Origin of the sequence: Sphingobacterium spiritivorum (assembly GCF_016725325.1) — a bacterium.
Lineage (GTDB): Bacteria > Bacteroidota > Bacteroidia > Sphingobacteriales > Sphingobacteriaceae > Sphingobacterium.
The window spans coordinates 59,692-74,939 of sequence record NZ_CP068083.1 but is presented as its reverse complement, the minus strand read 5'-3'; the positions used below and the strand labels follow the sequence as shown (position 1 = coordinate 74,939).

Here is a 15,248-nt window from a genome sequence, read left to right as displayed (position 1 = left end):
TTTCATATCCCCGCGTAATACAGATCTCAGCACTCATTTAATTTTCCAATCAATTAATCATACCTTTGTCCCATGCTAGTAAAGAAAGCTGAATTCGTCTGCAGCAATACAAGAGTCGACAAACTTCCTGATCCTACATTACCGGAGTATGCTTTTATCGGACGTTCTAACGTCGGTAAATCCTCTCTGATCAATGCTATGACCAACAAAAAAGGACTTGCCAAGACCTCACAAAAACCCGGGAAAACACAACTGATCAATCATTTTATTATTAATGATGAATGGTTTTTAGTGGATTTGCCCGGATATGGATTTGCCCAGACTTCAAAGACAAACCGTTCGGAATGGCAAAAATTTATCAGAAGATATCTGACACACCGTGATAATCTGCAGTGTGTATTTGTCCTGATAGACAGTCGCCATGAGCCACAGAAAATAGATCTTGATTTTTGTTGCTGGTTAGGAGAGTGTGGACTTCCGTTTATGCTGATCTTCACAAAAGCCGATAAACAGTCTGCTGTAAAATCGGATATGAATATCGCAAAATTCAGAAAATCATTGTTACAATGGTTTGAAGAAGTACCTCCTCATTTCCTTACTTCTGCCGAAGCAAAGACTGGATGTGAACCCATTTTAGAAATGATCAATGACATCAATACACGTTTCGTTCCACCGGAGGCCGAGAGTAAGTTTTAAGTAGTTTGTATGAAGAAGTATTTTTCTTTAGTCTTATTTGCACACAGTGTTTTTGCCCTTCCGTTTGCTCTGATCGGATTTTTTCTGGCTGTACATACTACATCTTACTCTTTTGAATGGATCAAACTTGCGTTGATGCTGGTTTGTATGGTGACGGCACGAAATGCTGCTATGGCTTTCAACAGGTATCTGGACAGAGATATTGATGCTAAAAATCCACGTACAGTTATGCGTGATATACCGGCTGGTCGTATCAGTGCCCGTCAGGCTTTATTGTTTACGATTATCAATTGTGCGATTTTTACAGGAGCTACGTATCTGATCAATCCGTTGTGTTTCTATTTATCTCCGATAGCTTTATTTGTTGTCCTTTTTTATAGTTATACCAAGCGGATCACTCCTTTATGTCACTTGGTATTGGGAGTTGGTCTTGGACTGGCTCCAATAGGTGCTTACCTTGTTGTAACGGGACAATTTAATATCATCCCTGTCTTTTATGGTATTGCTGTTATGACATGGGCCAGTGGTTTTGATATTATTTATGCTTTGCAGGATGAAGCATTTGACAGGGCCAACAATCTGAATTCCATTCCGGTACGATTGGGTACTAAAAATGCTTTGCGGGTGTCCGAATGCCTGCATGTGATTTCTTTTATATTTGTTGTCCTGCCGGCATTTTATATGCATGTCAGTTGGTTCTATTATCTGGGATTGGCATTTTACGGTATGTTGCTGATCTATCAGCACCGGATTGTAAGTCCTACTGATCTCAGTAAGGTGGATAGAGCTTTTATGACGACAAATGGTATTGCCTCTGTCATATTCGCAGTATTTTACCTTTTGGATGTGATTTTTTTACAATAATAGCCGGAGATTTTCATAAGTTTGCCCCAATATAGTGACGACAATAGTTGTCTATTCTTTAAGAAATACTTTTATTTGCAGAAATCAAAATACATAGATGGCTAAAAATTTGCTCATAGTAGAGTCGCCTGCTAAGGCTAAAACAATCGAAGGATATTTGGGAAAGGACTTTCTGGTGAAGTCTAGTTATGGACATATCAGGGATCTGGTGAAGACAGATGATGCCATTGATACGGAAAATAACTTTCAGCAGAAGTACGAAGTTCCTTCAGATAAAAAGGCTGTAGTCAGTGAGTTGAAAAAATTAGCAAAAGAAGCCGAAATGGTATGGCTGGCGTCCGATGAGGACCGGGAAGGAGAAGCCATTTCCTGGCACTTATACGAAACTTTAGGACTTAAAGAGCAAAATACAAAACGTATTGTCTTTCATGAAATTACAAAGCCGGCCATTCTAAAAGCGATTGAAACACCCCGTACAATAGATTACAATCTGGTAAATGCGCAGCAAGCCAGACGCGTACTCGACCGTTTGGTGGGATTCGAATTGTCACCTGTGTTATGGCGTAAAGTAAAACCTTCTCTTTCTGCAGGTCGTGTACAGTCTGTGGCTGTAAGACTTATTGTAGAGCGTGAAAGAGAGATCAATAAATTTGAAGCAGAGGCTTCATTCAAAATAATAGCTCTTTTTCTGACAGGAAAAGGCAAAGAACAGTTTAAAGCGGAACTACCTCAGCGTTTTGAAACGGAGGCAGAAGCAGCACAGTTTCTGAAAGATTGTATTGCCGCTTCTTTTTCAGTGTCTTCACTGGAGAAAAAACCGGCCAAAAGAACACCTTCAGCACCTTTCACTACTTCTACTCTTCAGCAGGAAGCCAGCCGCAAGCTAGGCTTTTCGGTAGCAAGAACAATGCAGGTTGCACAGCGCCTTTACGAAGCCGGACGTATTACCTATATGCGTACCGACTCTGTCAATTTGAGTGATACTGCAATAGAATCGGCTGAAAAGGAGATTACAAATGCTTATGGTACCAAATACCATAAGATGAGAAAATATAAAACAAAAGCTGCAGGAGCACAGGAAGCGCACGAAGCTATTCGTCCTACCTATTTTTCGGATCATACCATTGAAGGTGATTCTTCAGAAAGACGCCTTTATGAATTAATCTGGAAACGTGCTATCGCTTCGCAGATGAGTGAGGCTGAGTTTGAAAAAACAACTGCCAAAATTGCTGTTTCCACACGTTCGGAGATGCTGGTTGCTTCAGGAGAAGTCATGAAATTTGACGGTTTCCTAAAAGTATATATGGAATCTACAGACGATGATACTGATCTTGGAACAGATGACGATTCGTCAAATACACTTTTACCTCCGTTAGAGCAGGGACAGGCTGTGCAGTTGAAAACAATGAATGCTATTCAGCGTTTCTCCCGTCCTCCGGCGAGATATACAGAAGCTTCTCTGGTCAAGAAACTGGAAGAACTGGGTATAGGTCGTCCGTCTACTTATGCACCTACGATTTCAACGATTCAAAATCGCGGATATGTAGAGAAAGAAGATAGAGAAGGACGATCACGCGATTATCAGGTTTTGACATTAGAAAACGGTCAGGTAAATACAGTGACTAAAACGGAGATCACTGGCGCTGAAAAATCTAAAATGTTCCCTACTGATATCGGTGTACTGGTCAATGATTTTCTCGTAGAGCATTTCAAAGGAATCGTAGACTATCATTTTACGGCCAAAGTAGAGAAGGAGTTTGATGATATCGCTCAGGGACTTACAGAGTGGACGGAAATGATGAAAGGCTTCTACGGCCCGTTTCATACCGAAGTACAGGATACGCTTGAAAATGCGGAGCGTGCCACACATGAACGTGAGCTGGGCACGGATCCGGAAACAGGTAAGCCGGTGACTGTCAGAGTAGGCCGTTTCGGACCATTAGTACAGATTGGTAGTGCAGATGATGAAGAGAAACCACGTTTTGCGTCTCTACGAAAAGGTCAGATGATCGAAACCATTACTTTTGAAGATGCGTTGGAACTTTTCAAGCTTCCTAAAAAAGTAGGTGCTTTTGAAGAGAAGGATATGACCGTTGCAATAGGTCGTTTCGGACCTTATGTCAGACATGACAGTTCATTCTATTCCTTACCAAAGGGAATGGATCCGCATGACGTGACTGAAGAAGAAGCGATCGAGATCATAAAAGAGAAAAGACAAAAAGATAAAGATAAAGTAATCCGTGTATTTGATGAAAATCCGGATGCACAGATCGAAAATGGAAGATGGGGTCCTTTTATACGTTTTGGTAAACAAAATATTAAAATCCCTAAAGGTACAGAAGTAGAAAAAATCAGCTATGAAGATGTCCTGAAATGGGCTGAAGCAGATGCTCCGAAAGGTAAGGCTGCGAAAAGTACAGCAAAAAAAGCTGCTCCGAGAACAAAAAAAACAACAGCAAAAAAGTAACTTTAATCGTTGATAAGATCGTTGCATGAAAAAAGATTTGCCTGAAAATATTGTAGAAGATATTCTGATTTCTGTGGTACTCGAGGGAGATACACCGACTTCCCAGAACTGGAAAGTCTATCTGATCAATGAAAAAAATGAGGGACTGGAGAATGTATTTGTCAGTTCTAAAGGCTATGGAAAAAAAGATGGTAAGGAAGTGAAGACAACAACACTCCGACATTTTATCGGAGATGTGGCGCCGTCTTCGTTTGTTAAAATAGAAGCTATTGATGATCAGGTGTTTGGATTGACAAATGAGTATTGGTTAAGTTATTATATTGGTGGGGTGATTTATGATAAAAAATACATCTTCCTTCCGGAAAGTATTGTTGATGAAAATCTCTCAAAGGTTCCGTTGGTTAACAAGCCTGGAGTCATTATAGGAGGAAATGTTTAAGATATGAGTATCCGGCATAATTTTATTATTGCAATAGATGGTTTCTCTTCCTGCGGAAAGAGTACATTGGCAAAAGCTCTTGCTAAAAAATTAAATTTTGTATTCATCGATAGCGGAGCGATGTACCGTGCAGTAACATTGTATTTTATCCGCGAACAAATCGATATGAACAATGAAGAAGCAATAAACAAAGCTTTGGATCTTATACATATAGATTTTATTCCTAATACTGAAAAAACGGAGCTACATCTCAATGATGAAGATATTTCAGATGAAATTCGTCAGATGTATATTTCCGACAAAGTAAGTGAAGTAAGTGCACTCAAAGCTGTACGGAAAGCTATGGTAGCCCAACAACAGAAATTAGGGAAGAGAAGAAATATTATTATGGATGGCCGGGATATAGGTACAACAGTATTTCCGGATGCAGATCTTAAGATCTTTATGACAGCAGATCCGATGGTTCGTGCAGAACGCAGGTACCTGGAATTAACAGCTAAAGGAGAGCAAGTCACCATGAAAGATGTCATGGAAAATCTGGCTCACCGCGATCATATAGACAGTACACGAGAAGAAAGTCCGCTAAGACAGGCTGAAGATGCTATTGTCCTGGATAACTCAGATCTCAATCAGGAAGAACAGCTTGAATTTGTAATCGGAGAATACAAGAAAATTAAAGAAGGCCGAAAAGTAGTTTAGCCCTGAAAGTAGAGAACAGAAAAGTACAAAATATAAAAAAGGGTTGCAAATTAACATTCGCAACCCTTTCTCATTTGTAATTTTGAAAAAAAACTATTTTATACTGTTGATTTGTTGCTGTTCTTTTAGCTTGTCAACATTATTTTTTTCACCGAAATCGTCCGTTTTCTCCTGGAAGGAGTTTAACAAATCCCGTATTGCATCTGAATTGTCAGCTGTACGCTGGTAAATATCCGGAAGTGTGTTTTCCAGATTTTTATCTCCAAGTTCAATATTGTCAACTTCAATTTTGCCGATTTTTTCTAATACAGCTTGTTGACTGTTACGTACGTCCTCGAGTTCACGTACAATCTTTTCCATCAACTCAAATTTTTTCAATTTATCCATACTATTCCATTTAAATCGTTACTACTATATAAACGGTCTTCGGGCTAAATTGTTTTATTAAAAAGCCTTTTCATCAGAAACATGAAAAGGCTTTTTAATATTATTGGTGTTGTAATGTTTTGATTTACAGTGCTCTGCCCGGGTATTCGGCAAGTGCTTTTTCAAGACATATCAGTGCATTTTTTAAGTCAGACTGATTCAGTACATACGCCATACGAACCTCATTCAGACCTGCACCCGGTGTACTGTAGAAACCTGTTGCAGGTGCCATCATGACTGTTTGATTTTCATATGAAAATGATTCAAGCATCCATTGACAGAATTTGTCAGCATTATCGATTGGTAATTTTGCAACAACATAGAATGCCCCTCCCGGATTTGGGCAGAATACACCTTCAATACTGTTAAGTCCTTTTACCAAAGTATCTCTGCGAGCTGTATATTCTTTGGAAACGGCTTCAAAATAACTGTCAGGTGTATCTACCGCTGCAGTTGCAGCAATCTGCGCTACAGCAGGAGGACTCAAACGAGCCTGAGCAAATTTTAAGGCAACATTGTACAATTCCTTGTTTCTGGTAACCAGACATCCCAGTCTTGCACCACATGCAGAGTAACGTTTTGAAACAGTGTCAAAGATAACAACATGCTGTTCCAGACCTTCCAGATGCATAGGAGATATAAAAGCTTTACCATCGTAACAAAACTCGCGGTATGCTTCATCCGAAAATAAAAACAAATCGTATTTCAGGCACAGATCACGTAATGCTTCTAATTCTTCACGGGAATACAGATATCCTGTAGGATTATTCGGATTACAGATCGCAATAGCTTTAGTTTTTTCGGTAATCAGCTTTTCGAATTCCGCAATAGGAGGCAATGCAAATCCATTGTCTATATAAGACATAATAGGTTTGACAACAATATCTGCAGCACATGCGAATCCGTTGTAATTTGCATAAAATGGTTCAGGGATAATAACTTCTTCTCCCGGATTAAGACAAGCCTGCATAGCAATGGTAATCGCTTCCGAACCTCCGTTAGTTACCAGAATATCTGAAGCTGTAACATTATAATCAAGTTTATTGTAATATTCAACCAGTTTATTTCGATATGCTGCAGTCCCTTCTGAAGGTGTGTAGGCCCATACTTTGAAATCAATGTTCTTAATGGCATCTAGCATAATCTGAGGCGTCTCGATATCCGGTTGGCCAATGTTTAAATGGTAGATTTTTTTTCCTTCTTTCTTGGCTTTATCTGCAAATGGTGTCAGTTTACGGATTGGCGAAGCGGGCATGTGAATGCCTTTACTTGAAATTGCTGGCATAGTAAATTGTTCTAAAATTTTGATGCCAAATCTACGAATTTTTTAATACTTAGCAGTTAGTATTTAGATATATATAATCTGTACAAGCCCCTTAAACGAACAAAGGCATCCGTTTGGGATGCCTTTGTGAATTTTCTTTTTAAAGGAAATCTGTTATTCAACAATTCCTTTGATGTATAATGTTTTTACTGGTGTTTTCGTGTTAGAAGTTACAGTAAAACTTTTTGTAAAAGGACCTTTGGAAGCCGCATTATACGTTACTTTTACTACACCTGCATCTCCGGGTTTGATCGGAGTTTTAGTGAATTCAGCAACTGAACATCCGCAAGCTGGCTTTACATCAGAGATGATAATAGGTTCTGAACCGCCATTTGTAAATTTGAATTCATATGAGGCTGGCTTTGCTACAGGAATGCTGTTGAAGTCATGTGTTTCTTTCTCGAATTTAAATTCACCTTTACCTGTCTGCATTGAGGTAAATCCTACGAATGCAATTACTACTGCTACGATGGCGAAGAGATTTTTCATATTTCAATTTGTTTAAGTTAAGTATATCAATCTATGTACCAAATTTAGGCTATATCTATTTAAAACAATGGGTTATAACACCTTTTTAACAACAATATTACGAAAATGATGTAGTATTGTTACTTTAACTTGTCCTGTATCGCCATTTTCTTAATTCTACCGGCCAGATTCCCGAGAGTCAAGCCCTGAACTAATATAGAAAAAATAACTACAAAATAGGTAATTCCTAAAACTAAGTCTTTATGTTCTCCCACAGGAAGAGAGAGGGCAAGGGCGATAGAAACGCCTCCCCGCAAACCTCCCCACACCAGTAATGTGGTTGCTGCTTTATTAATATTTAATTTGGGGAATAATCGTCCCGGAACATATATGGATACAAACCGTGCAATCAATACCAGTACTACAGAAGTAAAACCCAGAATCCAATAATTAGGAATGCTTGGTATGATTAACAGTTCAAAACCGATAATCAGAAACAGAATAGCATTCAGGATCTCATCTATCAGTTCCCAGAACTTATTGAGGTAGTCTTTTGTTTCTTCAGACATAGCACCCTTCGTGTTGTTTTTGTTACCGATGATTAATCCTGCTGCCACCATAGTAAGTGGACCTGAACAATGGAAAGAATGAGCTACCAGATAACCTCCCATTACGACAGCCAGACTCATGAGTACCGAAACTTTATAATCATCGATCTTTCTCATCAGATAGGAGCAGAGCTGACCAAGTGCTATACCCAGTACGAGACCTCCTCCGGCTTCTTTTACAAATAACCAGCCTACATTGGCAATTGTCACATCTGTAGATGTACCTAATGCAATATTCAGTAAGACAGCGAAAAGAACTACCGCTACCCCGTCATTAAAAAGGGATTCCCCCGCAAATTTTGTTTCCAGAGCTTTGGACACACCGGTTGTTTTGAGAATACTCAATACAGCAATAGGATCGGTAGGAGAGATTAACGCGCCAAATATCAGACAATAGATCAGCGGAAGGTGGATGTTGAGAACCGGTAAGATGTAAAACATCAACAAACCTACTATGAAGGTCGAAATCACAACCCCTAAAGTGGAGAAGAACATGACAGCTCCCTTTTGACTCTTGAGATCGTTAATGTTGATATGTATAGCTCCTGCAAAAAGTAAAAAATTAAGCATCGCACCCATCAGTACATCCGAAAAATCAAGTTTCGTGATCATGGAAGAAAACTTCGAAATCTCATTGCCCGCTATTCTGTCTCCGAAAAGTACAATGCATACGGATACTAATAATGCAATCAGCATAATGCCAATCGAAGAGGGCAACCGGAGAAACCGATGATTGAGGTAGGCAAAAATAGCTGCCAGGACTATTAATATAGAAAATGTATAGTATAATTCCATTTGAGTAAGCGTTTGAATTAAAAGGTATGAAGGATGTGCTCCTCTGCTTACACCATTAGATTATCCCCTCTTTCAATAGATCCTGAATGTGGACTATGCCTGCATATTTTCCATTTTCGGTCGCCAGTAACTGCGTAATATTATTGTCTTTCATCTGATGAAGGGCATTGACAGCTAATTCATTTTTGTCAATAAGTTTAGGGCTTCTCCCCATAATATCTTTTGCTGTAATAGAAGAAAGATCTTGATGCGTTTCCAGCATCCGGCGAATATCTCCATCCGTAATAATACCCAGAATAGTATCCTGATCGATTACCGCTGTGGCTCCAAGGCGAAACTGCGTGATCGTAATGATAATTTGTCTGACGGAGGCATCAGGGCTAACTTCAGGTTTGCCGTTTTGGTCTGAAAGATCACTCACTTTAAGATACAGTTGCTTACCTAATGCTCCTCCGGGGTGATACTTTGCAAAGTCACGGTCTGAAAATTCACGGCATTCCTGCAGTACAACAGCTAGTGCATCTCCCATGGCCAGTTGCGCAGTAGTGCTTGTGGTGGGAGCGAGGTTGTTGGGGCATGCTTCGCGCTCGACGGTCGTATCCAGAATATAATCTGCATGCTGAGCCAGAAAAGATTCGGTATTTCCGACTATGGCTACAAGCTTGTTTTGTGTTTGCTTTAAAAAGGGAACCAGGACTTTGATTTCCGGTGTGTTGCCACTTTTTGATAAGGCAATGATCAGATCATGAGGCTGTACGATACCCAGATCTCCGTGGATAGCATCTGCCGCATGAAGAAAAATAGAAGGCGTACCTGTCGAGTTGAGGGTAGCTACAATCTTCTGTGCTATGATAGCACTTTTGCCGATTCCGGTGACGATAACACGCCCTTTGAGGTTAAGGATTTCATGTACAACACCTACAAAATCTTCATTGATATTGTTTGTCAGATTCTGTACAGATTGCGCTTCCAGCTCGATGGCTTCAATGGCTATGTTTTTGATTTCAGTATTGTTTTTCACAAATATTATATCTATTTTTATATATTCATTTATTCACAAAAATAAGTTATTATTTAACTTAAAAAAAGGTTGTAGTCTATCTTAATTTTCCCTTAGTCAATGGATATAGAAAAGTCATTATTTGATAATCTTCAGGATTTTTTCGGGTTTGATACGTTTAAAGGAGACCAGGAGGCTATTATTACAAATGTGCTCAATAAAAAAGACACTTTCGTAATTATGCCGACAGGTGGGGGTAAGTCCATATGTTATCAGCTGCCTGCACTTATGAGTCAGGGTACTGCTATTGTCATCTCTCCACTCATTGCACTGATGAAGAATCAGGTAGACCAGCTCCGGGCATTCGGGGGCACGGACAGTATTGCACATTTTCTGAATTCCTCTCTTAATAAGGGAGAAATTACGAAAGTAAAACAGGATGTAACACAGGGGAAGACTAAGCTGTTATATGTAGCCCCTGAGTCGCTGTCAAAAGAAGAGAATATTGAATTTTTAAGACAGATCATAGTCTCATTTGTAGCTGTGGATGAAGCACATTGTATCTCGGAATGGGGACATGACTTCAGACCTGAATATCGTAAGATCCGGCAGGTAATCAATGGTATAGGTGAAAATATTCCAATTATCGCACTTACCGCTACAGCCACACCTAAGGTGCAGTCAGATATCCGCAAAAATCTGCAGATGACGGATGCAACGTTGTTCAAATCATCCTTTAACCGTACCAATCTGTATTATGAAGTACGGACAAAAAAGAATGTTGTTAAAGAGATTGTCCGTTTTATTAAAAATAATTCGGGTAAGACCGGAATCGTATATTGTCTGAGCCGGAAAAAGGTTGAAGAAATTGCTGAGGTATTAAATATCAACGGAATCAAAGCATTGCCTTACCATGCAGGTCTGGATGCGAAGACACGGGCAGATACACAGGATAAGTTCCTGATGGAAGATGTGGAAGTCATTGTAGCCACAATAGCATTTGGAATGGGCATTGATAAACCTGATGTCAGATATGTGATCCACCATGATATTCCAAAATCAATGGAGGGCTACTATCAGGAGACCGGACGTGCAGGACGCGATGGAGGTGAGGGAGTATGTGTCACATTCTATTCTGAAAAAGATGTTGAAAAGCTGACCAAATTCATGAAAGATAAGCCGGTGTCAGAGCGTGAAATCGGTACACAGATATTAAAAGAAGTTATAGATTATTCTGAGTCAGCCGTATGTCGCCGTAAACAGATTCTACACTATTTTGGTGAAAATTTTGATGAGGCTGGTTGTAACAATATGTGCGACAACTGTAAGACAAAGAAAACCTATTTTGATGCAGAGGAGTCTCTGCTGAAAATACTGGGATTCATTAAAGAGCAAGGGGAGAAGTTTGACGATCAGCACATGATCAATGTGCTGATGGGACAGACTAATCAACCGGTGTCGGCCTACAAACACGATGAACATGCTTTGTTCGGTAAAGGTAAAGAACAAGGGGTGATTTACTGGAAATCTGTACTGAGACAGGCAGAGCTTGCTAATTTTCTGAAAAAGGATATCGATCATTACGGTCTGTTAATGCTCACTGACGGAGGACGTAAGTACATTGATAATCCGTATGCCATCAAATTTATTCTCAACAGACCTATGGAAAAGGCTGATGCAGATGGTTCTGAAGAGCCGGCGCAAAGCTCTGGAGCCATGGATACCGAATTGTTGAAAATGCTGAAAGAACTGCGCAAAAAGATTGCTAAGCAAAAATCTCTTCCGCCATTTGTTATCTTTCAGGATCCTTCACTGGATGAAATGTGTACCTGCTATCCGATTTCTATGGATGAAATGAAACAGATTCATGGTGTGGGATCAGGTAAGGCTCTTAAGTTTGGGGCGCCATTTGTCGAACTCATCAAAAAATATGTGGAAGATCATGATATTGATCGTCCACAGGATATGGTTATCAAGAGTACGGCTAATAAATCAGCGCTGAAAGTCTCTATTATCCAGAATATAGACCGTAAGATTGGATTGGAAGATATTGCTTCATCAAAAGGAGTATCCTATGAAGATCTTCTGAAAGAAGTAGAATCCATAGTCAATTCAGGCACAAAGTTAAATATCGGATATTTTGTAGACGAAATGATCGATCAGGATCGCCAGGATGAGGTGTATGACTATTTCAAAAGTGCAGAAGTGGATTCTATAGAAGCGGCATTAAAAGAACTGGGCGAAGCGGACTATACCTATGAGGATATTCAGCTGATGCGTATTAAGTTTATGTCCGAACTGGGGAACTAACAACAACGAATTTTTTTATTATTACATGATACAATCTTATTTACCTCATATCAAAAACGGGCAGTCTGCCAATTTTTTTCTGATGGCTGGTCCTTGTGCAATTGAAGGAGAAGATATTGCTCTCCGCATTGCTGAAAAAATCGTTACTATTACCGATAAACTTAATATCCCTTATATTTTTAAAGGATCTTACCGCAAAGCAAACCGTTCCAGGGTAGATTCATTTACCGGAATCGGCGATGAAAAAGCATTGAAGATCCTGGAAAAGGTAGGGCAGACTTTTGGAGTACCTACGGTTACTGATATTCACGAAAGCCATGAGGCGGCTTTGGCAGCGGCATATGTAGATGTTCTTCAGATTCCTGCTTTTCTATGCCGTCAGACAGAATTGCTGGTTGCTGCGGCTGAGACAGGGAAAGTTGTCAATATTAAAAAAGGACAGTTCCTGTCTGCTGAGTCTATGAAATTTGCGGTAGATAAAGTAATCGATTCAGGGAATAATAAAGTTTTTCTGACGGATCGCGGAAATACATTCGGATATCAGGACCTGGTTGTGGATTTCAGAGGAATTCCACAAATGAAAGCATTTCAGGTACCTACAGTAATGGACTGTACGCACTCTTTGCAACAGCCGAATCAGACTTCGGGTGTGACGGGAGGAAAGCCAGAACTTATCGAGACCATTGCTAAAGCTGCTATTGCAGTAGGAGCAGACGGCCTTTTTATTGAAACACATCCGGATCCAGCTAATGCGAAATCTGATGGTGCAAATATGCTTCATTTAGATCTTCTGGAAGGTCTTTTGACAAAATTGGTGCGTGTCAGAGAAGCAATCCTTTAGGAGACAAAAAATATTATTCTGTATAACAAAAGCGGTGACCGTATATACGGTCACCGCTTTTGTTATAGTACAACTTTTGCTGTCAGTTTTACGGATTTTCAGCAGTTGCCTCACGGGCCAGACTCACCTCATCATCGGCTTCTCCCAATGTTTTATCCAGGTTGAACAACGATTCGTCTGAAGCTTTGTCTCCGCCTGCTATTTTTAACTTGTCTATTAATTCCAGAGCCAGTTTCTCTTCTTCAATCTGTTCTTTTACAAACCATTGCGCAAAATTCCACGTTGCCCAATCCTGTTCTTTCATCGATAGATTAACGATGTTGTATATGGCCTCTGTATTATCTACTTCATGCTTAAATACTCTGTTGAAGCATTCTGTTAATGATGTTGGATCTGCAGGAGGAGCAGGAATAGCCTCTACACGAGGTTTCCCTCCACGTTCCAGAATGTATTCCATGAACTTCGTCATATGGTTCCGTTCCTCATTGGCATGTCTGAACAAAAAGTTTGCGATACCACCATATCCCTGATCATCCGCCCATATACCCAATGACAGGTAAATTTGTGCTGCACTAGCTTCTTTTGTCATTTGAGCGATCAGTGCGGACTGCATTTCTTTTGATAATCTGTTTGTATTCATAGTATTAAAAGGTAAATGTGCTTTGTGTGCACTGTATACCCTAATAACGTTCTACACCGGATTTGGTTTTTGAATGCAGTTAAAATAGAACCAATCTTAATCTAGAAGACGTTGTTTTGGAAAAGGATGCTTAGGCTCAAAATAATTCCATAGTAGGCTGGATATGCTGCGTGTCAGTACTTCTGCCTCATTGGATTTTTCCCAGCTTCTATCCTTGTTGTTTTTAGTAAAGACACTGAAGACATAATCTCCATTCGGAGCATTGACCAGTACGACTTCACTTCTCACATCTTCCAGTGAACCACTTTTAGAAGCCGTCTTTATGTAAGATGGTATCTGAGACAATGAACGTTCGTTGTAAAAGACATTTCCAAGTATGCGATACATCTTGTCGGACAGATCCGGGGATATTACTTTGCCTTCATGTATCAGTGTCAGAAGAGTAGCCATCTCCCGAGGCGTAGTATGTCCCCAGCCGTATTTTTTCCAGATAGCTTCTCTTCCTGCTGTCCGGGAATTCACACGGGTATTAGGCAGACCTAATTCATCCATTAGTGCATTAATCTTGGTGCCCTCGGCTAGTTCCTGACACCAGATCGAAGTCACATTATCACTGTATCCTATCATCAGTGCGGCCATCGTGGAAAGATCTGTTTCCACGCTGTCTTTAAAGAACTGCATTAATCCTGATCCGCCATAAGCCCTGTTCTGGCGATATATAAATTTGTCATTGTATTTTAATTCCCCTTTTCCGATTTTATTAAATACACCTGCCAGAATGGGTACTTTGACAATACTTGCTGTAGGAAAAATGCTGTCTGCATTAATCATGACTTCTTTGTTCGTTTTGAGATGACGTACGTAGATGCCGATGTCGCCCCTGAAGTCGCGGGTAAGTTCTTTAAGTTTTTTTTCCAGTTTCTGATCAGTCTTCTGAGCAAAGGCTGAGCCTGCAACGGATAGTAAAATTAGGGTCAGGATTAAGGAAAGGTTTTTCATTTGTTTTTTATAGATGGTATTTATTTGAATATATTTAAGTGTAATTTGCGAAAAATATTTGTCAATTTGTCTAATTATGGAGCAGAAATTATTTATGGTTTTGCTGGGATGTAAGCCGGAAGGCCGACACACTGAACAGCATGATATGTATTTTGGAATAGGAGACAGCCTGCCATCTCTTTTATTTTCTATGCGCGATTTCTGGAAAGAAGCATCGGGCAATCTCCATGTAGATGTATGGCGTGAAGTGAAGGTAGTGGATGGTTATACGATTGAAGTGATTGAAAAAGAGAAGCCAAAAAATGAGAAATTGAAACTGTTCTTTGTGAATCTCGGGGGATATAAAGAAAATGATTTTGAGGAGTATCATTACAAACAACTGGTGGTCGCCGAACATATAGCAGCAGCTATTGCTGCTGCAAAAGAAACAGTCTTTTGGAAACACCATACTTCTTCGCATATCGATGACAAATACGGGATAGATGTAGACGATGTATATGAGGTAGAAGACCTGCTGTCCGAAGATTTCAGATCACACTACAGCCTGTCTATCCGGCAAACAGAAATTTCAGAAGCGGATGAGCTTCATATCGGATATCTGAAATTCTCAAAATTGGAAAAGGGAGAGGTGTAATCTTTGAATGTCAACGAGGACTTTTTATCACTTTAAAT

General features: G+C 39.8%; 15 protein-coding genes. 8 read left to right on the top strand and 7 right to left on the bottom strand.

What is annotated here, in order from left to right; all coding sequences use genetic code 11:
- Positions 1 to 72 precede the first annotated feature (72 nt).
- The 5 genes from yihA (at position 73) to cmk (ending at position 5,165) form a co-directional block, all read left to right on the top strand.
- Positions 73 to 696 carry a ribosome biogenesis GTP-binding protein YihA/YsxC gene (yihA, locus tag I6J02_RS00350; RefSeq protein ID WP_201679877.1) on the top strand — a complete coding sequence of 208 codons (624 nt, stop codon included), beginning with the start codon at positions 73 to 75 and terminating at the stop codon, positions 694 to 696.
- Positions 697 to 705: 9 nt separating this feature from the next.
- The gene (locus I6J02_RS00345) at positions 706 to 1,560 is read left to right on the top strand and encodes a 4-hydroxybenzoate octaprenyltransferase (protein WP_201679876.1); all 855 of its coding nucleotides are present in this window, start codon (positions 706 to 708) and stop codon (positions 1,558 to 1,560) included.
- Positions 1,561 to 1,657: 97 nt separating this feature from the next.
- Complete coding sequence (topA, locus tag I6J02_RS00340; protein WP_201679875.1) at positions 1,658 to 4,027, top strand: type I DNA topoisomerase; 2,370 nt, start codon at positions 1,658 to 1,660, stop codon at positions 4,025 to 4,027.
- Between the two features lie 25 nt (positions 4,028 to 4,052).
- Complete coding sequence (locus I6J02_RS00335; protein ID WP_201679874.1) at positions 4,053 to 4,466, top strand: hypothetical protein; 414 nt, start codon at positions 4,053 to 4,055, stop codon at positions 4,464 to 4,466.
- Positions 4,467 to 4,469: 3 nt separating this feature from the next.
- Positions 4,470 to 5,165, top strand: coding sequence for a (d)CMP kinase (cmk, locus tag I6J02_RS00330; RefSeq protein WP_201679873.1), 696 nt, complete (start codon positions 4,470 to 4,472; stop codon positions 5,163 to 5,165).
- A 93-nt stretch (positions 5,166 to 5,258) separates the two neighbouring features.
- Here the strand turns inward: cmk and I6J02_RS00325 are convergent, their stop codons facing one another.
- The 5 genes from I6J02_RS00325 to I6J02_RS00305 form a co-directional block, all read right to left on the bottom strand.
- Positions 5,259 to 5,552, bottom strand: a complete 294-nt coding sequence (locus I6J02_RS00325) for a hypothetical protein (RefSeq protein ID WP_003001111.1) — start codon at positions 5,550 to 5,552, stop codon at positions 5,259 to 5,261.
- A gap of 124 nt (positions 5,553 to 5,676) precedes the next feature.
- The gene (locus tag I6J02_RS00320; RefSeq protein ID WP_201679872.1) at positions 5,677 to 6,876 is read right to left on the bottom strand and encodes a pyridoxal phosphate-dependent aminotransferase; all 1,200 of its coding nucleotides are present in this window, start codon (positions 6,874 to 6,876) and stop codon (positions 5,677 to 5,679) included.
- 153 nt (positions 6,877 to 7,029) lie between these two features.
- On the bottom strand, positions 7,030 to 7,404 hold the full coding sequence (locus I6J02_RS00315) for a DUF1573 domain-containing protein (protein ID WP_003003872.1): 375 nt from the start codon (positions 7,402 to 7,404) through the stop codon (positions 7,030 to 7,032).
- A gap of 119 nt (positions 7,405 to 7,523) precedes the next feature.
- Positions 7,524 to 8,786: a cation:proton antiporter gene (locus I6J02_RS00310; protein WP_201679871.1), complete on the bottom strand. Its 1,263-nt coding sequence runs from the start codon at positions 8,784 to 8,786 to the stop codon at positions 7,524 to 7,526.
- A gap of 55 nt (positions 8,787 to 8,841) precedes the next feature.
- Entirely contained in the window at positions 8,842 to 9,807 is a 966-nt protein-coding gene (locus I6J02_RS00305) for an SIS domain-containing protein (RefSeq protein ID WP_201679870.1), read from the bottom strand.
- 99 nt (positions 9,808 to 9,906) lie between these two features.
- Here I6J02_RS00305 and recQ point away from each other — a divergent pair, with 99 nt between their 5' ends.
- On the top strand, positions 9,907 to 12,096 hold the full coding sequence (gene recQ / locus I6J02_RS00300; RefSeq protein ID WP_201679869.1) for a DNA helicase RecQ: 2,190 nt from the start codon (positions 9,907 to 9,909) through the stop codon (positions 12,094 to 12,096).
- A 25-nt stretch (positions 12,097 to 12,121) separates the two neighbouring features.
- Positions 12,122 to 12,937, top strand: coding sequence for a 3-deoxy-8-phosphooctulonate synthase (gene kdsA, locus I6J02_RS00295; RefSeq protein ID WP_115171065.1), 816 nt, complete (start codon positions 12,122 to 12,124; stop codon positions 12,935 to 12,937).
- Between the two features lie 88 nt (positions 12,938 to 13,025).
- On the opposite strand, the gene I6J02_RS00290 is transcribed toward kdsA, so the two are convergent.
- Both I6J02_RS00290 and I6J02_RS00285 read right to left on the bottom strand, forming a co-directional pair.
- Positions 13,026 to 13,577, bottom strand: coding sequence for a ferritin (locus I6J02_RS00290; RefSeq protein ID WP_201679868.1), 552 nt, complete (start codon positions 13,575 to 13,577; stop codon positions 13,026 to 13,028).
- 96 nt (positions 13,578 to 13,673) lie between these two features.
- Entirely contained in the window at positions 13,674 to 14,576 is a 903-nt protein-coding gene (locus I6J02_RS00285; protein WP_201679867.1) for a serine hydrolase, read from the bottom strand.
- A gap of 76 nt (positions 14,577 to 14,652) precedes the next feature.
- On the opposite strand from I6J02_RS00285, the gene I6J02_RS00280 reads away from it, so the two are divergent.
- On the top strand, positions 14,653 to 15,210 hold the full coding sequence (locus tag I6J02_RS00280) for a DUF1543 domain-containing protein (protein WP_201679866.1): 558 nt from the start codon (positions 14,653 to 14,655) through the stop codon (positions 15,208 to 15,210).
- The last annotated feature ends 38 nt before the right edge of the window (positions 15,211 to 15,248 follow it).

What these genes read in the sequence shown, in the direction of transcription:
- I6J02_RS00285 (WP_201679867.1), bottom strand. Translation starts at nt 14,576, where the DNA reads ATGAAAAACCTTTCCTTAATCCTGACCCTAATTTTACTATCCGTTGCA.
- cmk (WP_201679873.1), top strand. Translation starts at nt 4,470, where the DNA reads ATGAGTATCCGGCATAATTTTATTATTGCAATAGATGGTTTCTCTTCC.
- I6J02_RS00290 (WP_201679868.1), bottom strand. Translation starts at nt 13,577, where the DNA reads ATGAATACAAACAGATTATCAAAAGAAATGCAGTCCGCACTGATCGCT.
- I6J02_RS00315 (WP_003003872.1), bottom strand. Translation starts at nt 7,404, where the DNA reads ATGAAAAATCTCTTCGCCATCGTAGCAGTAGTAATTGCATTCGTAGGA.
- I6J02_RS00345 (WP_201679876.1), top strand. Translation starts at nt 706, where the DNA reads ATGAAGAAGTATTTTTCTTTAGTCTTATTTGCACACAGTGTTTTTGCC.
- topA (WP_201679875.1), top strand. Translation starts at nt 1,658, where the DNA reads ATGGCTAAAAATTTGCTCATAGTAGAGTCGCCTGCTAAGGCTAAAACA.
- I6J02_RS00310 (WP_201679871.1), bottom strand. Translation starts at nt 8,786, where the DNA reads ATGGAATTATACTATACATTTTCTATATTAATAGTCCTGGCAGCTATT.
- I6J02_RS00335 (WP_201679874.1), top strand. Translation starts at nt 4,053, where the DNA reads ATGAAAAAAGATTTGCCTGAAAATATTGTAGAAGATATTCTGATTTCT.
- I6J02_RS00320 (WP_201679872.1), bottom strand. Translation starts at nt 6,876, where the DNA reads ATGCCAGCAATTTCAAGTAAAGGCATTCACATGCCCGCTTCGCCAATC.
- I6J02_RS00280 (WP_201679866.1), top strand. Translation starts at nt 14,653, where the DNA reads ATGGAGCAGAAATTATTTATGGTTTTGCTGGGATGTAAGCCGGAAGGC.
- recQ (WP_201679869.1), top strand. Translation starts at nt 9,907, where the DNA reads ATGGATATAGAAAAGTCATTATTTGATAATCTTCAGGATTTTTTCGGG.
- I6J02_RS00325 (WP_003001111.1), bottom strand. Translation starts at nt 5,552, where the DNA reads ATGGATAAATTGAAAAAATTTGAGTTGATGGAAAAGATTGTACGTGAA.
- kdsA (WP_115171065.1), top strand. Translation starts at nt 12,122, where the DNA reads ATGATACAATCTTATTTACCTCATATCAAAAACGGGCAGTCTGCCAAT.
- yihA (WP_201679877.1), top strand. Translation starts at nt 73, where the DNA reads ATGCTAGTAAAGAAAGCTGAATTCGTCTGCAGCAATACAAGAGTCGAC.